This is a genomic window from Nocardioides luteus, assembly GCF_000960475.2.
GTDB lineage: Bacteria > Actinomycetota > Actinomycetes > Propionibacteriales > Nocardioidaceae > Nocardioides > Nocardioides luteus_A.
This window is the reverse complement of sequence record NZ_JZDQ02000007.1, coordinates 19,256-40,568: the sequence shown is the minus strand read 5'-3', so window position 1 is coordinate 40,568 and position 21,313 is coordinate 19,256. Positions and strand designations below refer to the sequence as shown.

General features: G+C 71.6%; 18 protein-coding genes. 11 read left to right on the top strand and 7 right to left on the bottom strand.

The features are described from left to right. The 4 genes from UG56_RS06185 to UG56_RS06170 form a co-directional block, all read right to left on the bottom strand. Positions 1 to 795, bottom strand: coding sequence for an aspartate dehydrogenase domain-containing protein (locus UG56_RS06185; protein WP_045549762.1), 795 nt, complete (start codon positions 793 to 795; stop codon positions 1 to 3). Further along, positions 792 to 1,757 (bottom strand): VOC family protein, encoded by a 966-nt coding sequence (locus UG56_RS06180; protein ID WP_045549763.1) that lies wholly within the window; start codon positions 1,755 to 1,757, stop codon positions 792 to 794. The genes UG56_RS06185 and UG56_RS06180 overlap by 4 nt, the downstream gene beginning before the upstream one ends. A 106-nt stretch (positions 1,758 to 1,863) precedes the next feature. Further along, a complete protein-coding gene (locus UG56_RS06175) occupies positions 1,864 to 3,357 on the bottom strand; it encodes an aldehyde dehydrogenase (protein WP_256206462.1) in 1,494 nt (497 codons plus the stop codon). Beyond that, the gene (locus UG56_RS06170) at positions 3,354 to 4,733 is read right to left on the bottom strand and encodes an MFS transporter (protein ID WP_045549765.1); all 1,380 of its coding nucleotides are present in this window, start codon (positions 4,731 to 4,733) and stop codon (positions 3,354 to 3,356) included. The genes UG56_RS06175 and UG56_RS06170 overlap by 4 nt, the downstream gene beginning before the upstream one ends. A 157-nt stretch (positions 4,734 to 4,890) precedes the next feature. Here UG56_RS06170 and UG56_RS06165 point away from each other — a divergent pair, with 157 nt between their 5' ends. Further along, positions 4,891 to 5,454 (top strand): MarR family winged helix-turn-helix transcriptional regulator, encoded by a 564-nt coding sequence (locus UG56_RS06165; RefSeq protein WP_045549766.1) that lies wholly within the window; start codon positions 4,891 to 4,893, stop codon positions 5,452 to 5,454. A 16-nt stretch (positions 5,455 to 5,470) separates the two neighbouring features. Here the strand turns inward: UG56_RS06165 and UG56_RS06160 are convergent, their stop codons facing one another. Further along, complete coding sequence (locus UG56_RS06160) at positions 5,471 to 6,166, bottom strand: type 1 glutamine amidotransferase domain-containing protein (RefSeq protein WP_045549767.1); 696 nt, start codon at positions 6,164 to 6,166, stop codon at positions 5,471 to 5,473. 94 nt (positions 6,167 to 6,260) lie between these two features. Here UG56_RS06160 and UG56_RS06155 point away from each other — a divergent pair, with 94 nt between their 5' ends. Continuing rightward, positions 6,261 to 7,154 carry a LysR family transcriptional regulator gene (locus UG56_RS06155; RefSeq protein WP_045549768.1) on the top strand — a complete coding sequence of 298 codons (894 nt, stop codon included), beginning with the start codon at positions 6,261 to 6,263 and terminating at the stop codon, positions 7,152 to 7,154. Positions 7,155 to 7,276: 122 nt separating this feature from the next. On the opposite strand, the gene UG56_RS06150 is transcribed toward UG56_RS06155, so the two are convergent. Both UG56_RS06150 and UG56_RS06145 read right to left on the bottom strand, forming a co-directional pair. Further along, positions 7,277 to 8,635, bottom strand: coding sequence for an FAD-binding oxidoreductase (locus tag UG56_RS06150; protein ID WP_045549769.1), 1,359 nt, complete (start codon positions 8,633 to 8,635; stop codon positions 7,277 to 7,279). Then, entirely contained in the window at positions 8,632 to 9,363 is a 732-nt protein-coding gene (locus tag UG56_RS06145) for an alpha/beta hydrolase (RefSeq protein ID WP_256206461.1), read from the bottom strand. The genes UG56_RS06150 and UG56_RS06145 overlap by 4 nt, the downstream gene beginning before the upstream one ends. A 127-nt stretch (positions 9,364 to 9,490) precedes the next feature. Here UG56_RS06145 and UG56_RS06140 point away from each other — a divergent pair, with 127 nt between their 5' ends. From UG56_RS06140 to UG56_RS06100, 9 genes are all read left to right on the top strand, one after another. Continuing rightward, positions 9,491 to 10,363 (top strand): LysR family transcriptional regulator, encoded by an 873-nt coding sequence (locus UG56_RS06140; RefSeq protein WP_045549771.1) that lies wholly within the window; start codon positions 9,491 to 9,493, stop codon positions 10,361 to 10,363. A 122-nt stretch (positions 10,364 to 10,485) separates the two neighbouring features. Further along, positions 10,486 to 11,730, top strand: a complete 1,245-nt coding sequence (locus tag UG56_RS06135; protein ID WP_045549772.1) for an LLM class flavin-dependent oxidoreductase — start codon at positions 10,486 to 10,488, stop codon at positions 11,728 to 11,730. After that, positions 11,727 to 12,926, top strand: coding sequence for an acyl-CoA dehydrogenase family protein (locus UG56_RS06130; RefSeq protein ID WP_045549773.1), 1,200 nt, complete (start codon positions 11,727 to 11,729; stop codon positions 12,924 to 12,926). Before UG56_RS06135 ends, UG56_RS06130 begins: the two co-directional genes overlap by 4 nt. Positions 12,927 to 12,960: 34 nt before the next feature. After that, positions 12,961 to 14,604 carry an ABC transporter substrate-binding protein gene (locus tag UG56_RS06125; RefSeq protein WP_045549774.1) on the top strand — a complete coding sequence of 548 codons (1,644 nt, stop codon included), beginning with the start codon at positions 12,961 to 12,963 and terminating at the stop codon, positions 14,602 to 14,604. 5 nt (positions 14,605 to 14,609) lie between these two features. After that, on the top strand, positions 14,610 to 15,638 hold the full coding sequence (locus UG56_RS06120; protein ID WP_045549775.1) for an ABC transporter permease: 1,029 nt from the start codon (positions 14,610 to 14,612) through the stop codon (positions 15,636 to 15,638). A 2-nt stretch (positions 15,639 to 15,640) separates the two neighbouring features. Next, entirely contained in the window at positions 15,641 to 16,486 is an 846-nt protein-coding gene (locus UG56_RS06115) for an ABC transporter permease (protein ID WP_045549776.1), read from the top strand. Between the two features lie 14 nt (positions 16,487 to 16,500). After that, positions 16,501 to 18,153 (top strand): dipeptide ABC transporter ATP-binding protein, encoded by a 1,653-nt coding sequence (locus UG56_RS06110; RefSeq protein WP_045549777.1) that lies wholly within the window; start codon positions 16,501 to 16,503, stop codon positions 18,151 to 18,153. Further along, complete coding sequence (locus tag UG56_RS06105) at positions 18,150 to 20,441, top strand: molybdopterin-dependent oxidoreductase (protein WP_045549778.1); 2,292 nt, start codon at positions 18,150 to 18,152, stop codon at positions 20,439 to 20,441. The genes UG56_RS06110 and UG56_RS06105 overlap by 4 nt, the downstream gene beginning before the upstream one ends. Before the next feature lie 12 nt (positions 20,442 to 20,453). Then, on the top strand, positions 20,454 to 21,272 hold the full coding sequence (locus tag UG56_RS06100) for a sulfurtransferase (RefSeq protein ID WP_071326898.1): 819 nt from the start codon (positions 20,454 to 20,456) through the stop codon (positions 21,270 to 21,272). The last annotated feature ends 41 nt before the right edge of the window (positions 21,273 to 21,313 follow it).

Genomic DNA, 21,313 nt, shown 5'->3' with positions numbered 1-21,313 from the left:
TCAGACGATGCTGACCGCGCCGACCGGGCGGCCGACGAGCATGGACAGGGACCGGACCACGGCGCGCGAGACGACGCCACTGGTACGCGGGTTGGCGGCCGAGGGGTGGTTGCGGATCTCGAACCGGTAGCTGCCGGCGTCCGCGTCGGCCTCGATGACGTGGCTGGTCAGCTCGGCGCCGGGGTCGGCGACGAGCCGCACCTCGACCAGCTCCAGGTCGCCCACGGCGAGCCCGACGGTGGCCGCGACGTTGAGCGAGCGCGGGAAGTAGCGTGCCGCCTCCGCGGCGGACCCCTCGAAGATCGTGGTCGGCTCCGTGGTGGCCCGGACCCGCTCCTGGGTCGCGTCGTCCATCCACGGCTGCAGCAGGGTCGCGGGCAGCTTGGTGGTGGTCACCGAGGCGCGGTGCACAGCGCCGTGGCTGGCGGCACTGACCAGCAGGTCGATGCCGCCGATGGCACCGGAGGTGACGAACATCCGCCCCGGACCGGCAGCCAGGAGCCTGGCGACCAGATCGGGATCGGCCAGCGCTCCCGCCGAGGTGATCAGCAGGTCTCGGCCGGCCTCGAGGATCTCGACGCCGTGCACGGAGACGACCGCCTGACCGGCGCACTCGACGATCACGTCGCTGCTCTCGATCGCCTTGGCGAGCCGGATCTGCGGCACCGGGCACTCCCCGACCGGGGTGTCGTTGACGACTCCCACGACCTCGACGTCCTCAACCGCTCCACCCACCAGGGCCTCGATCACGGGCCGGCCGATGGCGCCGGCGCCGATGATGCTGACCTTCGTCATCGGGCCACCTCCACCAGGTCGCGGGCCGGCGTCGAGGCGTACGCGGCGGCCAGGTCGGGACGGTCGGCGAACACGCCCACGTCCTCGATGCCGGCCATGTGGCTGCGTACGTCCTTGGACGGCGGGCCCGCGGTCCCCCACAGGTCGGAGAGCTCGGGGACCCGGCGCCACACCTTGCACAGCCATTGGTCCTCGACGACCTGGGCGACGTCGGAGGTGTACTCGCACACGAGCCCCGCGGGGTCGGCGAAGTAGGAGAAGGTGTTGTTGCCCGGGCCGTGGCGGCCCGGCCCCCACAGCGGGGTGACGCCCTGCTGCTTGAGCGAGCCGATGCCCCGCATGAAGTGGTCCATGCTCGGCATCTCGTACGCCACATGGTTGACCGAGGTCCACGCCGCCTGGTTGAAGGCGATGCTGTGGTGGTCGGTGTTGCAGCGCAGGAACGCCATCTGGTGCTCGGACCAGTCCGAGACCCGCATCCCGAGGACGTCGGTGTAGAAGGCCACCGCGCGGTCGATGTCGACGGTGTTGAGCACGACGTGCGTCACTCCGATCGGGACCGGACGGTCACGGTCGAGCGGCTTCACCGCGTGGACGTCGGCGACGAGCTCGATGACCCGGCCCTCCGGGTCGGCGAAGCGGATGCCGTAGCCGCCGCCAGCCTGGTCCAGGGCACCCGGCTCGGTGAGCATCGGGATGCCGCGGAGGGCGAGCCGGCGAGCGGCCTCGTCGACCTCGGCCGGCGTACGCACCGCGAACGAGATGGCGCCGAGGCCGTTGCGCGCCGCGCGGGTCAGCTGGAGGACGTGGTGGTTCTCCCCCGTGCCGCGCAGCCAGGTGTCGTCATGGTCCTGCTCGACGACCGAGAGGCCCCAGACCTCGGAGTAGAAGTCCGTCGACTCGGTGAGGGTCGGCACCTGCAGCTGGACGCTGCGCAGCGAGTGCAGTGTTGCGATCGACATCCCGACTCCTTTCTCTTAGTGGTTAATATTTAAGTGCTTAGGCTTTTTCGTGTCAAGAGGAACCCGTGGCCCAGATCACCTCGAGGCCCTCTTGTGACCCGCCGGGTCAGCCGGCCCAGGGGTGCGGCGCCTCGTCGAGTCCCCAGTAGAGGCTCTTCTGGCGCGTGTACTCCGCGATGCCGCGACGGCCCTTCTCGGTGCCTAGGCCGCTCTCCTTCATCCCGCTGAACGGGGTGGAGATGCTGAACTGCTTGTAGGTGTTGATCCACACCGTGCCGGCATCGATCCGGCGGGCCACCCGCCAGGCGGTGCGGTAGTCACGGGTCCACAGGCCGCACGCCAGCCCGTAGACCGAGTCGTTCGCGCGGGCGACCAGGTCGTCCTCGTCGTCGTAGGTGAGCACCGAGAGCACCGGGCCGAAGATCTCCTCCTGGCAGGTCGGCGAGGAGTTGTCCAGGCCGGCGATGACGGTCGGCAGGTAGTAGGCACCGTCGGCGTACACATCCCCCTCGGGCACCCCGCCGCCGACCAGCACCTCCCCGCCGGCCGCACGGGCACGCTCGACATGGCCGGCGACGCTGTCGCGGTGCCGGTGATGGACCAGCGGCGCCACCTGGGTGGCGGGGTCGAGCCCGTGACCGATCCGCAGCCGCGCCACCGCCTTGACCAGGCGCTCGAGGAACTCCTCGGCACGTGCCGAGGGCAGGAAGAGCCGGGAGCCGGCGATGCAGCTCTGCCCGGAGCTGGAGTAGATGCCGAACAGGATCCCCGCGATCGCGGCCTCGATGTCGGCGTCCTCGAAGACGATGGTCGGGGACTTGCCGCCCAGCTCGAGCGTGACCGGCATCAGCTTGTCGGCGGCGGCGTGGGCGATGAGGCGACCGGTCGTGGTGCCTCCGGTGAAGGAGACCTTGCCGACGCCCGGATGGCGCACGATGGCGTCACCCGCGACCGACCCCCTGCCGGGCAGCACCGAGACCAGACCTGGCGGGAGCCCGGAGTCGGTGATGATGCGTGCCAGAGCGAGCGAGACCAGGGGCGTCCACTCGGCCGGCTTGAGCACGACGGCGTTGCCGGCGGCCAGGGCGGGCGCGATCTTCTGGGCGTCGCTGGCGATCGGTGAGTTCCAGGGGGTGATCGCACCGACGACGCCGATCGGCTCGTGGACGCTCATCGTGAGCGAGCTGCCGCGCGGCGCTGTCAGCTCCTCGTCGAAGGTCTCCAGCGCAGCGGCCATGTAGCGGAATGTGCCCGCGGCGCTCGCCACCAGGGCGGAGGTCTCCTTGAGCGTCTTGCCGGTGTCCCTCGTCTGCAGCCGGGCGAGGCGCTCGGCCGCACCCTCGATCCCGTCGGCGATCCGGTGCAGGTGGCGCGCCCGCTCGTGCGGGAGCCGCCGGCCCCACTCGGCCGAGGCCTCCGCCCCACGGGAGACCGCCTCGTCGACGTCCTCGGCCGTGGCGTGGTGGACCGTGGTGATCACGCTGCCGTCCGCCGGGTCGATGCTCTTCGACTCGGCTCCGCTCCCGCGGCGCCACTCCCCCGCGACCAGGATCTCGTCGGCCGGAACGACCGCCTCTGCCAGCATCCCGGGAGCGCTCACTGGGAGATCTCCTCCAACGTACGCTCCCGCGTCTCGACCGCGAAGACGACCGTGGTGAGCGCGCCGACGACGGCGACGGCACCCATGACGACGAAGACGTCGGCGATCGAGAACCCGCGGTCGATGAGCCCGCCGACGACGAGCGGGCCGACGATGATGCCGAGCCGGCCGAACGCACCGCCGACGCTGCAGCCGAGCGCCCGCATCCGGGTCGGGTAGAGCTCGGCGGTGTAGACGTAGAGCGCCAGGTTCACCGCGAAGATGCACATCGCGGACAGCGCCGACCAGAGCAGCACGGAGCCGGCGCTGGTCGCCCCGGTCGAGGCGAGGATGAACAGCGTCGTAGCACTGCCGAGCATCGCGACCGTGATCGCGACCCGGCGGCCGATCAGGTCGATGGTCAGCGCGATGACGACGCAGCCGACGATGCCGGCGACGCTGGTGGCGACGCTGTAGCGCAGCGCGGTGTCGACATCCAGGTGGAAGACGCGGCCGTAGATGGTCGGCAGCCAGGCTGCGATGCCGTAGTTGACGAAGTACGCCGTGAGCCAGGCGGCCGCGAGCATCAGCGTCCGGCGCAGGTAGACGCCCTGGAACAGCTCGGCCACGCGCGCTCGCCGGCCCTGCTGGACGGCCAACGCCTCGCTGACGTCCGGAGCCGGCAGCTCACCCTTCTGCGCGGCGACCTGCTCCTCGATCCGGCGCGTCGCCCGGTCGGCCTCCTCCAAGCGCCCATGGGCGGCGAGCCAGCGGGGCGACTCGGGGACGCGGCGCAGGAACGGCACCAGGATCAGCGGGATCGCACCGAGCGCGAAGAGCCAGCGCCAGCCGAGGGTGGGCACGACCCACGCGGCGACCAGCGCGGAGGCCACCAGGCCGGCGGGGAAGATCAGCTCATAGATCAGCACGAAGCGCCCACGGCGATGGGCGCGCGTGATCTCGCCGATGTACGTCGCCGCGACCGGAACCTCCGCGCCGAGGCCGAAGCCCTGGACGAACCGCAGGGCCAGGAAGAGCCAGAGCGTCGAGGTGCCCGCCATGAGCAGGCTGGTGACGGCGTACAGGACCAGCGAGCCGATGAGGACCGGCACCCGTCCGACCCGGTCGGCGGCCCAGCCGCCCGCCAGTGCGCCGAGCAGCATGCCGATGCCGCCGACCGCGATCGTCCAGGCGATCATGCCGGGGTTCAGGCCGAAGAACGGGATGAGCACCGGCAGCGCGTAGGCGATCATCAGCTGGTCGAAGCCGTCGAAGAAGGTGGCCACGCCGACGAGCACGCGGGTCTTGACGTGCCAGCGCGAGAGCGGGAGCCGCTCGAGTCTGGCACTGATCTGCTCCGCCGTGACAGCCGGCGGCACCGGGGTGATGTTGACCATGTGAGGGGAACTTTCGGTTCACGCACTCGGCAGACGTAATTGCTAAGTGCTTAATCGTTAAGTCCTAAGAGTGTGCGGTGCGTCACGATCTGACGTCAACCCCCTCTGTGTTAACTTCCTGTCTCGCGGAGCCCGAGCCGACTCGTACACTTCGACCATGAGTCACACCGGATCCGGCGTCAATGAGTCCTCGGGCGGCGATGACGCGGTCGACGCGATCGTCTCCCAGTGGACACACGAGCGTCCCGACCTCGACCCCTCCCCGATCGCACTGTTCGGAAGGGTGCACCGGATCTACCTGCGCTATCAGTCGGTCCTGACCCAGGTCTTCGGCCGGCACGACCTCAACTCCGCCTCGTTCGACGTCCTCGCCGCGCTGCGCCGGGCCGGCGCGCCCTACCGCAAGGCCGGCCGCGACCTCGCCAGCGGCTCGCTGCTCTCCTCGGCAGGCGTGACCTTCCGGCTCGACCGCCTGGAGGCCGCCGGGCTGATCACCCGCCAGCGCGACGCCGACGACCGCCGCGTCGTCTACTCCCAGCTCACCGACAAGGGCCTCGACCTGATCAACCGCGCCATCGAGGACCACCTCCGCGCCGAGAACGCGCTGCTCCACCAGCTCACCAAGGAGGAGCGCGACGAGCTCGCCCGGCTGCTCAGCAAGCTCGAACGCTCCATCATCGAGGCCGACTTCGACACCGACGGTGACGAAGTCGCCTCGTGACGGTTGACCCGTAGGTTCAGGCGAGCCGCTCCAGGAGCGCCTTCGCGGTCGAGACGCTGGACTGCGGGTTCTGGCCGGTGATCAGGGTGCCGTCGACCACGACGGTGTCGCTCCACGGCTCGCCGGTCTCGACGACGCCGCCGGCGGCGCGCATCCGCTGCTCGACCGAGAACGGGATGCTGTCGCCGTAGCCGCCCTGCTGCTCCTCGGTGTCGGTGAACCCGGTCATCCGGCGCCCGCCGAAGAGCCAGCCGCCCTCGCCGGTGGCGGCGAGCAGACCGGCGACGCCGTGGCAGAGCGCGACCACCGGACGGCCGGCTGAGTCGGTGGCGGTCAGGATCGCGGCGAGCGCAGGGTCCTCGACCAGGTCTGTCATCGGGGCGTGACCGCCGGGGATGTAGACGGCGTCGTAGGCCGACGGGTCGGCGTCGGCGAGCACGAGCGGGTGGTCGAGCTGCTCCTCGAGGGTCGCGAGGTAGGCGCGGAAGCGCTCGGCGTCCTCGGCCTGGACGCCGCCCTGCTCGCTGAGCGAGAGCGCGTCGACGGTCGGCCTCCGGCCACCCGGGGTGGCGATGTCGATCTCGACGCCGGCTCCGGCGAGCGTCTCGTGGGAGGCGGCGACCTCCTCGGCCCAGAAGCCGGTCGGGTGCTCGCTGCCGTCGGCGAGGACGAGGGTGTCGGCCGCCGAGACGACCATCAGTACGCGTGTCATGAGTCTTCCTTCTGTGGTTCGGTTTGGTGATGACCTAACGACGGTCATCCCGGACTTCACTCCCACACCGACCCGCACCGTCATAATGATTTCTATGACCTCGCTCGATCTTTGGGAAGCCTTCGCGCACGCCTACCGTGAACGGTCGATCAGCGCCGCCGCGCGACGCCTCGACCTCTCCCAGCCCGCGGTGACGGCGCGGATCCGCAAGCTCGAGCACGAGCTCGGCGCGACCCTGTTCGAGCGCTCCCGCACCGGCCTGGTGCCGACCGGCCGGGCCGACGCACTCGCCGCCCGGATCACCCCGCTGGTCGACCAGCTCCGCGGCGCGGTCGGCACCGAGCCGGCGATCGGTCCCGCGAGCATCCGGATCGGCGGGGCCGCCGACGTGATGGCCAGCCGGGTCGTACCGGCCCTGGCGCCGCTCGTGCGCGAAGGCCTCGACGTGTCGGTGACCACCGGGCTGGCGCAGGACCTCCTCGACGACCTCGCCGCCGACCGCCTCGACCTGGTCGTCTCCTCCGTACGCCCCACCGACGAGCGCCTTCGGTCGACCGCGCTGGTCGACGAGGAGTTCCTCCTCGTCGCGGCCCCGGCGCTCGCGGCCCAGGTCGACCCCGCCGAGCTGGAGCAGGACCCACTGCGCGCACTCGCGAGCGTGCCGCTGGCTGCCTACTCCCCCGACCTGCCGATCATCCGGCGCTACTGGCTCACCGAGTTCGACGAACGCCCCACCAACCGCACCGCGCTCGTCCTCCCCGACCTACGCGGCCTCCTCCGCGCCGTCGTCGCCGGCATCGGCGCCTCGGTCCTGCCCCGCTACCTGGTCGACGGCGCGCTCGCCGACGGCACCGTCGTACGCCTCCACGAACCCAGGCTCGGCCCGCTCAACACCCTCTGGCTCGTCACCGGCCCCGACGCACCACCGGCGGTCGACCACGTCCGCCGACACCTGAGCGCCGAGGCCGCCGGATGGGCGAGCACCTGACCTCGTCGCCGCTCGCGCGCCGGGCCCCGACCGTGTAACACGTCGTTCGTAGGACTGGTCGCCCTATCCGAACGACCGGATAGTCCTACGAACGACGTGTTACACGCGGCGGACCGGCCGACTCAGTAGGCCTTCCCCGGGTTGAGGATCCCCCGTGGATCGAGGGCGGTCTTGATGGCCCGGTGCACACCGAGCGCGTCCGGGCCGACTTCGCGGGCGAGCCAGGAGCGCTTGAGCAGGCCGATGCCGTGCTCGGCGGTGACGGTGCCGCCGAGTTCGAGCGCGAGGGCGAAGATGTCGTCGCCGGCGGCGAGGACCTCCGGGGGCACCGGACCGGGCGGGTAGCCGATCAGCGGGTGCAGGTTGCCGTCGCCGGCGTGGGCGAAGGAGTAGATGCGTACGCCGCGGCGCCGGGCGATCTCCTCGACCCGGGCGAACGCCTCGGCCAGACGGGAGCGGGGCACGCAGATGTCCTCGATCAGCACCGAGCCCTTGGTCTCGATGGAGGGCAGGGCGAGGCGGCGGGCCTCGACCAACCGGGCCGAGGCCTCCTCGTCGACGCCCTGCTCGATCCAGGTCGCCTCCTTGCCGAGCACGGCGGCGATGGCCTCGATCTCGGAATCAGCGGCGGGACCGTCGGCCTGGGCGATGACCAGCGCCCCGCCCCGCGCGGCGTAGGCGGTGCCCTGGGCGTCGTCGACGACCTGGAGGGTGGCCTGGTCGAGCAGCTCGAGCATCGCCGGCTCTCGCCGGTCCTGGGCGAGCGCGGCGCAGGCCCGCGCCGCCGCCTCGACCCCTGCGTAGGCCGCGGCCACGGTCAGGGTCCGTTCCGGAAGGGGACGCAGCCGCAGGGTCGCGCCGACGACCACGCCGAGGGTGCCCTCGGAGCCGACGAAGAGGCCGGTGAGGTCGAGGCCGGCGACGCCCTTCAGGGTCGATCGTCCGGTGCTGATCAGGGTGCCGTCCGCGAGCACGACCTCGAGGCCGAGCACCGCGTCGCGGGTGACGCCGTACTTGACGCAGCGCAGCCCGCCGGCGTTGGTGGCGATGTTGCCGCCGATCGTCGAGATCGCGGCCGAGGCCGGGTCCGGGGCGTAGCGCAGGCCGTGCTCGCCGGCGACCCTGTCGAGCTGTGCGGTGATCACCCCGGGCTCGACGTGGGCGATCTGGTCGACCGGGTCGAGGGAGACGATCCGGTCCAGGCCGCTCACGTCGAGCACGAGGGTGCCGGGTGCGGCGACCGCCCCTCCGGCCAGGCCGGTGCCGGCACCGCGGGGCACGACGGGTACTCGGTGCTCGAAGGCCAGCCGGAGCGTGGTCCGGACGTCCCCGACCGAGGTCGCCCGGACCACCACGTCGGGCACTCCTTCGGTGAGGATCCCGGAGCGGTCGACTGCGACCGCAGCCAGCTCGGCAGCCCCGGTCGAGGCCGCAGGAACGGCAGCGGTGAGCTCGGCAAGAAACCCGTCGGGCAGGGTCACCGGCCGACCTGCCGCACGATGACCGGGAGGTCGGCGCCCAGCTTGAGGCGCTCGAGGAAGAGCACGATCGTGGCCGCGACCGAGCGGTGGGTGACGTCGTTGAGGATGTCGTGGCGGCCGCCCTCGACGACGTGCTGCTCGACGGTCGAGGCGCCGACCCACGGTTTGAGGGCCTCGCCGACCGGCGTGACCCGGTCGTCGCGGCCGTGGAGGACCAGCAGCGGCACCTCGGGCACGCTCAGCGAGATCTCCTCCCACGGCAGCGGCGCCGCCAGCGCACCGCGCGCGAAGCCTTCGTCGGCCGAGATCGTCCCGCGGTAGGTCGGGCAGGCGCTGCGTACCTCGAGCTCGTCCTCCCACGTGGCGTCCACCTGTCCGCCCGATCCGGGCAGCGCGAGACCCGCGACGACGGCGGCGTCGACCGGGAGCTCGCCGACCAGCAGCGCAGCGAGGGTCGCGCCAGTGTCCGAGCCGACCAGCACCTTCGGGGCGGGCAGGTCCTCGTCGCCCACCAGCGCCGAAACGGCCGCCCGGGCGGTGTCGAGGTCGCCCGGGTCCACCTCGACGACGCGCACCTTGTAGGCGTCGGCCGAGATCCGGCGGCCGAACCGGGCGTACGTCGCCGCGGTCTCGCCCCTCCCGGTGAGCAGGATCAGGGTGCCGCGCGGGGCGACCCCCTCGGGCTCGTCCCAGGCACGGGGGACGTCGGTCACGGCGATGGCAGTCATGCCCACCATGCTCGGGGCGGGTCGCCGGTGGCGTCCAAGACCAATCTGCTCACCTGATCGATCGGCGATCGTGATCGGTATCTGAGAGGGCCACCCACGAGCCTCGCGCAGGGTCCACACTGAATATATGAGTATTTCGCTGGACATTGAGCACCTGCGTACGCTCGTGGCGATCGCCGAGAGCGGCGGGTTCACCAAGGCGGCGGCCGTGAGACACATCAGCCAGCCCGCACTGAGCCAGCACGTACGACTCCTCGAGCGCACCCTCAAGCGCCGCCTCTTCGAGAAGGACGGCCGGACCATGCGGTTCACGCCCGACGGCGAGCGGGTGCTGGTCGAGGCCCGCAAGATCCTGGCGACCCACGACGCCTCGCTCGCGCTCCTCGAGGTGGCCAACCCGACCACGATCACGGTCGGCTGCGTCGAGCACGCCGTGGAGCAGATGCTCCCCGAGCTCCTGCGCACCCTGACCCAGGCCTTCCCGGAGACGGGCACCCGGTTCGAGATCGGACGCTCGACCCAGCTCTACGACTCGGTCGCCAAGGGCTCGGTCGACCTCGCCTTCGTCCTCGATCCCAGCGGCCAGGCCGCCGGCCACGAGGTCGGCCTCCTCCCCCTCCACTGGTACGCCGCACCCCGCGAGCCGGTCGCCGCGGAGACCTTCAGCCTGGTCGCGTTCGAGGAGCCGTGCGGGCTGCGCGAGCGGGCACTGGCCCTGCTCGCCGAGGCCGGCCACCAGGTCGAGGTCACCGCGACCTCGACGACGCTCGAAGGAGTCCTGGCCGGGGTACGCGCAGGCCTCGGCACCGCCCTGCTCCCCGGCATCGGCGGCAGCCCGCACGGCATCCGTGAACGCACCGGCCTCCCGGCCGCGGGCACCGCTCACCTGCGGATGATCGCGCGCCGCGGCCTCGACCCCGAGATCGAGGAGACCGCCCTGGCCGCCGGGCGCGACTTCCTGGCCGGCACCCCGAGCCTGCGCCTGATCAGCAACGCATAAGCCAGGGCGAAGGATTCACATCCCACATTCCTGTTGGACGCCGCGACCCTCACCCACCAGCATTGATGACTAAGTCAGTGGACTTTGTCGACTGAGCCCGTGCGCCCCGGAAGGAACCCCTCGTGACGATCCCCGTCTTCGACGCCCAGATCCCCGCGACAGCATCGCCCAAGGTCGAGTTCATCAGCCTCTCCCACCTGAACCCGTCCACCGAGCTGAACCCGGTCAAGGTCCCCCACGGCATCGACCTGGACTACTTCAAGCGCTACGTGGCCACCCTGGAGGAGCAGGAGTTCGACTACACGCTGCTCCCCTACGGCTCGAACTCGGCCGACTCCTTCGTCACCGCCGCGGCCGTCGGCACCCTCACCGAGCGGATCCGGCCGATCGTCGCGCTGCGCCCCAACACCACGTTCCCCCTGGTCGCGGCGCAGAAGCTGGCCACGCTGGACCAGCTCACCCAGGGGCGAGCCGTCGTCCACCTGATCTCCGGCGGCTCCGACGACGAGCAGCACCGCCAGGGCGACTACGAGCCCAAGCCGCGGCGCTACGCCCGCACCGGCGAGTACATCGACCTGCTGCGCCGCGCCTGGACCGAGAAGGAGCCGTTCAGCCACGAGGGCGAGTTCTACCGGTTCGACGACTTCGGCCCCGGCTTCGCCACCTACTCCGGCGACCCGATCCCGATCTCCATCGGCGGGCAGTCGCAGGAGGCCTTCGACATCGGCGGCACCCAGGCCGACATCTTCTCCTTCTGGGGCGAGCCGCTGCCCGAGCTGCGCACCGAGATCGACCGGGTCAACGCGATCGCGGCCGCCGCCGGGCGGCCGAACCCGCGCATCTGGGTCACCTTCCGGCCGATCGTCGCCGCCACCGACGCGGAGGCCTGGGAGAAGGCCTACGACTACATCGGCAAGATCGGCGCGACCTACGAGAAGGCCGCCTACTTCACCCGCCGCCACCAGTCGAAGGCGACCAACATCGGCTCGGTGCGCGCCCTCGAGTTCGCCGGTGCCTCCGAGCGCTACGACCGCGCGCTGTGGACCCGTACCGCCGCCGCGACCGGCGGCCAGGGCGCCTCCACCGCGCTGGTCGGCAGCCCCGAGACCGTCGCCGCCGCGATCCTCGACTACGTCGACGCCGGCGCCGACCTGGTCTCCATCCGCGGCTACGACACGCTCGCCGACGCCACCGAGTACGGCAGGTACGTCCTCCCGCTGGTGCGCCAGGAGATCGCCCACCGCGCGGCGACGGGGCGCCGCGGCACGCTGCAGTCCGAGCACCTCGGCTATTACAGCGACGACTTCGTCGCCGCCGCCGACAGTGCCGCCGACAAGGCCGCGGCGCTCGAGGGTGCCGGCGCATGACCGCGACCGACGACGCCGGCAAGAGGACGTACGACCTCCCGGTCCCGGACCTCTCCGAGGCCGCACTCGCGCAGGCCACCGCCGAGATCGCCGAGCACGCCGCCGAATACGACCGCACCGGGGAGGTGCCGGTCAAGGGCCTGGAGGCAGCCTGGCGGGCGGGCCTGGTGACCGCGACGGTCGGCACGCGCTACGGCGGCCCGGGAGTCGGCACCATCGACGCCGTCCGCATCGTCCAGGCCATCGGCGAGGGCGACCCGTCGGTGGCGCTGATCGTCACCAACACCCTGATGGCGCACGCCGCACAGGCCGAGCTCGGTGGCTGGTACGCCGAGCACTACGACCACCTGCTGCGCCGGTCGGTCCGCGAGCCGGCGTTCGTCAACGCGATCCGCGCCGAGCCCGAGCTGGGTGCCCCCGCCCGCGGCGGGATCCCGAAGACGACGATCACCCGCACCGAGAACGGCTGGCGCATCGACGGCCACAAGGCCTACGCCACCGGCGGGACCGCCCTGACCTACCACAGCGTCTGGGTGACCGCCGACGAGCCGGACACCCCCTCGCACCGGCCTCGGGTCGGGCACGTCACCGTCCCCGGCGACGCCGAGGGCATCACCTGGGTCGAGACCTGGGACCACCTGGGTCTGCGCGCCTCCAACACCCACGACGTCGTCTACGACGGGGTCGAGGTGCCGTACGAGGCGTTCCGTGAGATCCCGCGACAGCCCGACGGCTCCTACCGCGACCCCGCGGCCACCGCCGGTCCGGGCAGCTTCGCGCATCCCGCGCTCTACATCGGTGTGGCCCGCGCAGCGCGCTCGGCCTTCGCCGAGTTCGCCCGCACCCGGGTGCCCAGCGCCCTGGGGAAGCCGATCGCCGAGACCGAGCGGATCCAGGCGGTCGCCGGTGAGATCGACCTGCAGATCGCCACCGCCGAGACCCTCGCCCACGGCACCCTGCGCCGGCTCGAGGCCGGCGACGACTCGGTACTCCCCCAGCTCTCGGTCATCAAGGTCGCCATCGCCCGGGCCGTCGTCTCGGCGACCCAGACCGCGGTCGCCGCTCTCGGAAACCCGGGCCTGACCCGCAACAACCGTCTCGAACGCCACCTGCGCGACGCCCTCTGCATCCGGGTGCACCCGCCGCAGGAGGACTTCGCCCTCGTCCAGGCCGGCCGGCGCGTTCTCGGCGCGTGAGTCACCCACCCCCGCACATCACCGAAGGAACCCCATGAAGATCGCCCGACCCGTCATCCGCCCCGGCACCTGGCGCCGCAAGATCGCCCTCGCCGCGGTCGCGGCCACCGTCGCGGCCTCGCTGACCGCCTGCGGCAGCGCCTCCTCCGGAGCCTCGAGCGACGGCCGGATCACCTTCCTGCTCGACTCCCTCGGCAACTCCTGGGTGCCCAACACCTCCTCGATCTCCAGCTTCCAGGGCAACGTCTACAGCCAGATCTACGACAAGCTCGTCTACGTCGACGACCAGGGCAAGATCTCGCCCTGGATCGCGGAGAAGTGGGAGAACAACTCCGACTACACCTCCTTCACCCTTCACCTGAAGAAGGGCGTGACCTTCTCCAACGGCGACCCGCTCGACGCCGCCGCCGTGGTCGCCAACCTCGACTACTGGGCCAAGGGCCAGCCCGACCAGGGCATCGCTCCGATCAGCCTGTTCCCCAAGACGTACGCAGGGTCGAAGGCCGTCGACGCAACGACCGTCCAGGTGAGCTTCTCGGCACCGACGCTCGGGTTCATCCCCACCCTCGGCTACGCCGGCAGCGCCCTGTTCGCGCCCAAGGCGATCGCGGGCACCGCGGAGGAGCAGGCCGAGCTGTCCACCAACTACGGCTCCGGGCCGTACGTCGTGAAGTCCTGGAAGGCCGACGACAACGTCGTCCTCGAGAAGCGCGACGACTACGAGTGGGGACCCGAGGCGATCGGCAGCACCGGCCCGGCGAAGATCGAGCAGATCACCTACAAGGTCAGCCCCGACGCCGCCGTACGCACCGCCGCGGTGCAGTCGGGCCAGGCCCAGGTCGCCTACAACCCGACGCCGCAGCAGATCTCCGACCTCAAGGGCCAGGGCTTCAGCGTGCACACGCCGGTCTACCTGGGCTTCGCCTTCGGCTGGGCGCTCAACACCAAGACGGCCGTCTTCAAGGACCGATTGGTGCGCCAGGCGGTCCAGCACGGCATCGACCGCGACGAGATCATCGACACCGTCTACACCTCCGACTGGAAGCCGGCGACCTCGTTCTTCAACGACACCGTCCCCGGCGTCTCCGACCAGTCCGCGGAGTTCGGCTACGACCCCGATGCCGCCGCGAAGCTGCTGGCCGAGGCCGGCTACCGGAAGGGCTCCGACGGCGTCCTGGCCAAGGACGGCAAGCGGCTGGAGTTCACCCTCTACTCCAACCCCTACCTGCCGACCTCCAAGCAGGTCGACCAGCTCATCGCCACCCAGCTGGGCAAGCTCGGCTTCAAGGTGAGCGTGCAGACCTACGACGTGATCACCTACGGCGAGAAGATCACCGTCGGGGCTCCGAACGTGGCCGCCTACGAGGTCACCCGCTCGATCGGTGACGCCTCCACCGCCGCCAACGTCTTCACCGACGCCGACAGCGGCGAGAACTGGTTCGGCATCGGCGAGTCGGACGCCACCATCAACAAGCTGCGCGACTCGATCCGCGCCGCGACCGACCCCGCCCGGCGCGACGCCGACCTGGCCGAGCTGCAGCGTCACGTGCTCGAGCAGGCCTACTACGTGCCGATCACCCAGATCGTGCAGCGGCCCCTGCTCGCCAGTACTGACCTGAAGGGCATCAAGACCGACAGCACGGCGTTCGCGAAGTTCGCCGCCGCGACCATCGAGTGAGCGCGATGAGAAGCTCCTACCCCGGCTTCGTGCTGCGTCGCCTCGGCCAGGCGGTCGTGGTGGTCCTGCTGGCCTACATCGCGACCTTCGTGGTGATCAGCGTGCTCCCGGGCGACCCGGTCTCCGGCATCCTCAACAACCCGGAGAACGGGTTCTCGCCCGAGCAGGTCGACCAGATCGTCTCCTACTACAAGCTCGACCAGCCCGTGCCGGTGCAGCTGTGGGAGTCGCTCTCGCGCTTCCTCACCGGTGATCTCGGGGTCTCGCTGCGTACCAACCTGCCGGTCGCGCCGATGATCGGGCAGGTCGCGGCCTCGACGTTCTCGTTGGCCGGCGCCGCCCTCGTGATCGCGCTCGTGCTGGCCTTCGCGGTCGGCTACGGCGCGCACGCGCTGCCGCGCTGGGCCGGCCGGGACCTGCTGCGGGCCTTCCCGTCGCTGTTCCTGTCGGTGCCCAACTACGTGGTCGGGCTGCTGGTGCTGATCTTCTTCTCCTTCCAGCTGCACCTGTTCTCGGTGATCGACTCCGAGACGCCGGTGGGCACCTTCTTCGCCGCGCTCACGCTCGCGATCCCGGTCTCGGCCCAGCTGGCCGAGGTGATCATCGCCAACCTGGATCACGAGTCCACCCAGGAGTACGCCACGGTCGCCCGCTCCCGGGGTCTGACCCAGGCGGGCCTCTTCGTGCGGCACCTGCTCAAGCCGGCCTCGCTGCCGGTGGTCACGGTCATCGCGCTCATCGTCGGCGAGCTGCTCGGCGGGGCGGTGCTGACCGAGCAGATCTTCGGCCGCAACGGGCTCGGCAGCCTCGTCCAGCAGTCGGTGACCACCCAGGACACCCCGGTGCTCCAGGCCGTCGTCTCGCTCTCCGCGGTCGTCTTCGTGGTGGTCAACCTGGTGGCCGACCTCGTCTACCCGCTGCTCGACCCGCGCGTACGCCTCACCGAGACGCGCGCACGCGCGACCGTGCCCGCGCCCGGCCGCGTCCCGGGTCCGTTCGCCCCCTCGGGGCTCTCCACACCGAAGGCAGGCTGAGGATGACCGTCGCAACCCTCTCCGAGCCGTCGCTCGACGCACCCCGCGCGGGCGTGCTGGTTCGTGTCCCACCGACCGTGGCGGTCTCGCTGCTGTGGCTGGCCGTGATCGTGGCCTGGTCGCTGGCCCCGGGGCTGTTCACCGGTCACGACCCGGCGGCCGGCACACCCACCGAGAAGCTCCTCGGTCCCGGCACCACCCACTGGTTCGGCACCGACGACCTCGGCCGTGACCTCTTCTCCCGGGTCGTGCACGGGTCGGCCTCCTCGGTCAGCTCCGCGCTGGTCTCGGTCGCCATCGGGGTCGTCGCCGGCAGCCTGATCGGCCTGCTGGCCGGCTTCCTGGAGGGCTGGGTCGACACCGTGCTCGCCCGGTTCGTCGACGTGCTCCTGGCGATCCCCGGGTTCCTCTTCGCCGTCATCATCGTCTCCGCGCTCGGGTTCAGGACGATCAACGCCGCGATCGCGACCGGCGTGGTCGCGGTGGCGGTCTTCGCCCGGGTGATGCGCGCGGAGGTGATCAAGGTGCGCCAGGCGACGTTCGTGGAGGCCTCCTACCTGCAGGGCGGCTCCCGGTGGCAGATCCTGCTCACCCACATCCTGCCCAACGCGTCCCGCTCGATCGTGCCGCTGGCGGTCCTCCAGTTCGGCGTCGCGATCCTGGTGATCGCCGGGCTGGCGTTCCTCGGCTACGGCGACCCGCCACCGGCGTCGGACTGGGGCCGCCTCGTCGCGGACGGCGAGAAGTTCCCCTTCGCCCCGTGGATGATCTACGCCCCTGCCGCGGTCATCGTCGCCACGGTCCTCGCCCTCAACCGGATCAGCCGCTGGCTGCGCCGCCCCGCCTGACCAGGGAGCACATCATGACGAACTCTCCTCACGCACTGCCCGCCCCGCTGCTGGCCGCCGAGTCGCTCTCGGTCTCCTACGGACGTACGCAGGTGGTGACCGACGTCAGCTTCGCGCTGGCCGAGGGCTCCAGCCTCGCCCTGATCGGCGAGTCCGGGTCCGGCAAGTCGACCATCGCCCGCTCGGTGCTGCGGCTGCTCCCTCGCGACCTCGGCCGGGCCAGCGGGTCGGTGCGCCTGTCCGGCCGGGAGATCCTCGACCTGCCGGAGCGGCGCTTCCGGCCGCTGCGTGGCCGTGAGCTCGGCTTCATCCCCCAGGACCCGACCAGCTCGCTCAACCAGGTGCGTACCGTCGGCTCCCAGGCGCTCGAGGCCACCCGGCTCCTCGACGGCGAGCGCGGCAGGGCGGAGCGGCGTGAGATCGTCCTCGACACGCTCGCCCGGGTCGGCCTCGACGACCCGCGCCGGGTCTTCGACTCCTACCCGCACCAGCTCTCGGGCGGGATGCTGCAGCGGGTGCTGATCGGGCTGACCATCATCCCCGAGCCGAGGCTCATCATCGCCGACGAGCCCACCTCGGCACTCGACGTGACCATCCAGAAGCGGATCCTCGACCTGCTCTCCGGGCTGCGTGAGGAGCGGGGCATCGGCCTGCTGCTGATCACCCACGACCTGGCGATCGCCGCCGACCGCACCGAGGAGATCGTGGTGCTCAAGGACGGCACCGTCCAGGAGGCCGGCCCCACCCGGCAGGTCTTCGCAGCGCCCGCCTCCGACTATGCCCGCAAGCTGCACGGCGACGTACCGGCCCTGAACCCCGACCGCTACGCCACCCTGCGCGACCGCGAGATCCCCGCACCCGCGAGCCCGAAGATCGAGTTCCGCGACGTCGGCAAGACGTTCAGCGTCGAGGGCCAGGAGCTGCGAGCCGTCGCGGACGCGTCCTTCACGGTCGCGCCAGGCACCACCCACGCTCTCGTCGGCGAGTCCGGCTCGGGCAAGACCACCGCCGTACGTCTCCTGCTCGGCCTCGAGCAGCCCACGACCGGCGAGGTGCTGGTCGACGGCGAGACGATCAGTCACCGCACCCACGCGGACCTCCGGGACGTACGCCGCCATCTCCAGCTCGTCTACCAGAACCCGTTCACCTCGCTGGACGCCACCTGGCGGATCCGGCACATCGTGCGCGAGCCGTTGGACCGCTACCGGATCAGCTCGCGGCGGGAGCGGGACGAGCGGGTCCGGGAGGCGCTGACCGCGGTCGGTCTGGACGAGGGGCTGCTCGACCGTCGCCCGACGAACCTCTCCGGCGGGCAGCGGCAGCGCGTCGCGATCGCCCGTTCGCTGGTGCTGCGCCCGGACGTGATCGTCCTCGACGAGCCGACCTCGGCGCTCGATGTCAGCGTCCAGGCCGACATCCTCGACGTGCTCCTCGGCCTGCAGGCCGAGCTCGGGCTGACCTATGTCTTCGTCTCCCACGACCTGGCCATCGTGCGGCAGATCGCCCACACTGTCACCGTGATGAACCGCGGCCGGATCGTCGAGCAGGGCCCGGTCGGCCGCGTGCTGTCCAGGCCCTTCACCGACTACACCCGCGAGCTGGTCGCGGCGGTCCCCGGTCAGGAGCTCGCCGGCCACGCCGACCGGGTCGCCGAGAGGACCGCATGACCCTCTCCTCCAGCGCCCACTGGGGCACCTTCGAGGTCGACCTCGGTCCCGGCGGGGAGCTCGTCGCGGCCCGGCCGCACGCCGACGACCCCAACGCCTCCCCCGCGATCGGCAACGTGGTGACCGGTCACCGCCACCGCAGCCGCGTGCTCCGCCCGGCCGTCCGCCGTGGCTGGCTCGACGACGGACCGGGACCCAGCGAGCGCCGCGGCTCCCCCGAGGAGACGTACGTCGAGGTCGGCTGGGACACCGCGCTCGACCTGCTCGCGGGCGAGCTGAGCCGGGTCGTCGACGGGTTCGGGAACTGCGCCGTCTACGGCGGCTCCTACGGCTGGAGCAGCGCCGGCCGGCTCCACCACGCGCAGAGCCAGCTCCACCGGTTCCTCAACCGGATCGGCGGCTACACCCGCTCGGTGAGCGACTACAGCCGTGGCGCGAGCCTGGTGCTGCTGCCCCACCTGATCGGGAAGGCCGCGACGACCGAGTTCCGCTCCCGGCCGGTCTCCTGGCCGCAGATCGCCGAGCACACCGATCTGCTGGTGACCTTCGGCGGGCTGCGGCGCTCCAACACCTGGGTCGTCCCCGGCGGCCACGACCGCCACATCGGCACCGCCGCGGCCTCCCGGGTCGGCGGCACCACGCGCGTCGTCTCGCTGACCGCGCAGCGCGACGACGCCTACGACGGCCTCGACGCCGAGTGGGTCGGGGTGATGCCGGGCACCGACACCGCGGTGATCCTGGCGCTGATCCACGTGCTCGACGCCGACGGCCTCGCCGACGACGCGTTCCTGGCCACCCACACCGTCGGCGCCGAGAAGGTCCGCGCTTACGTCCGGGGCGAGTCCGACGGCATCCCGAAGACACCCGAGTGGGCGGCAGCGATCTCCCGGACGCCGGCGGAGCGGATCCGGCGGCTGGCGCACGAGATGGTCGCGGGACGCACCCTCGTCAACGTCGCCTACGCCCTGCAGCGCGGAGAGCGTGGGGAGCAGCCGGTCTGGGCGGCACTGACCCTCGCGGCGTTCCTGGGCCAGATCGGACTGCCGGGCGGTGGGTTGACCCACGGCTACGGGTCGATGGGCGACTACGGGGTCGGGGTCGCGCCGGTGCCGCTGCCGACCTTCCCACAGGGAACCAACCCGGTGGCCGACCTGATCCCGTGCGCCCGGATCGCCGACCTGCTGCTCCGTCCCGGTGAGCAGTTCGCCTTCGACGGACAGGTCCTCACCTACCCCGAGATCCGGCTCGCCTACTGGGCCGGCGGCAACCCGTTCCACCACCACCAGGACCTCGGCCGGCTGCGCAGCGCCTTCGCCCGGCTGGACACCTTCGTCGTCCACGAGACCCACTGGACCCCGACCGCCCGGCACGCCGACATCGTCCTGCCGGTCGCCTCGGCGCTCGAGCGCGACGATCTCGCGGCCGGCGCCGGCGACAGCCGCCTGCGGACCATGCCGAAGATCACCGACCCTCCCGGCGAGGCACGCGAGGAGCTGTGGATCTACGGCGAGCTGGGCCGACGGCTCGGTGCCGACGTGGACGAGGGCCTCACCTCCGCACAGTGGCTGCGCCAGCTCTACGAGGAGTGGCGCGAGCTGCCGTCCACACCGGCCGGCACGCCACCCTTCGACGAGTTCTGGGCCGCCGGCGGGGTGGACCTGCCGCAGCACCGCTACCAGGACGCCGTCTTCGCAGCCTTCCGCCGCGACCCCGTCACTCATCCGCTCCAGACACCCAGCGGACGGATCGAGCTCTGGTCGGCGACCATCGACGGCTTCGGCCTCGACGACCTCGCCGGGCACGCTCAGTGGCGCGAGCCCGACCAGTGGTGGGGGTCGCCGTCGGCGGTGACGTACGACCTGCACCTGCTCGCCAACCAGCCCTCCCACCGGCTGCACAGCCAGCTCGACATGGGTGCGGCGAGCCAGGCCACCAAGGTCGCCGGCCGCGAGCCGATCCGCCTCCACCCCGACGACGCCGCCGCCAGGGGTCTCGCCGACGGCGACCTGGCGCTCGTCCGCAGCGCCCAGGGCAGCCTGCTCGCCGGCGTACGCATCACCGACGCGCTGCTTCCCGGCGTCGTGCAGATGCACACCGGCGCCTGGTTCGACCCCAGCGCACCAGAGGTCGCCGACTGCGTCAACGGCAACGTCAACGTGCTCACCCGCGACCTGCCGACCTCGACGCTGACCCAGTCCAACACCGGCGCCCACGTCCTGGTCTCGGTCACCCGCCACGACGGCCCGACACCGCCCGTGCGTGCCTATGAGCCGCCCGCTTTCTCCTGAAAGACTCCACCTGTGAACGTACTCATCACCGCCGACGAGCTCGCGACCGCGCTCGCCTCCGACCAGCCCCCGGTCCTCCTCGACGTACGCTGGCAGCTCGGCGGCCCGCCCGGACACGAGTCCTACCTTGAGGGCCACATCCCCGGCGCCGTCTACGTCGACCTCGACACCGAGCTGGCCCGCCACGGCGAGCCGACCGAGGGGCGCCACCCGCTCCCGGAGCTCGCCGACCTGCAGGCGGCGGCCCGCCGCTGGGGCATCTCCGAGGGCGACACGGTGGTCGCCTACGACGCGGTCGGCAACACCTCGGCCGCCCGCGCGTGGTGGCTGCTGCGCTGGGCGGGCGTCGCCGACGTACGCCTCCTCGACGGCGCCCTCGGCGCCTGGACCTCCGCCGGGAACCCGCTGGCCACCGACGACGTCGTGCCCGCGACCGGCACCGTGACGCTCACCCCCGGCCACCTGCCCGTGCTGCCGTTCGAGCAGGTCGAGGCGTACGAGGGTCTCCTGCTCGACGCCCGCGCCGCCGAGCGCTACCGCGGCGAGGTCGAGCCCGTCGACCCGAAGGCCGGGCACATCCCCGGCGCGGTCTCCGCCCCCACCGTCGACAATCTGGCGCCCGACGGCCACTTCCTGCCCGCCGACGAGCTCCGTGCTCGCTTCGCGGCGCTGGGGGTCGAGGACGGCTTCCCCGTGGCCGCCTACTGCGGGTCCGGTGTCACCGCCGCGCACGAGGTCGCTGCGCTGGCGATCGCCGGCTACGACGCCGCGCTCTTCCCCGGCTCGTGGAGCCAGTGGAGCAACCACGACCTGCCGGTCGCGACCAGCTGATCTCAGCAACTCCGCATGGAGGTCACGGCTGATTCACAGTG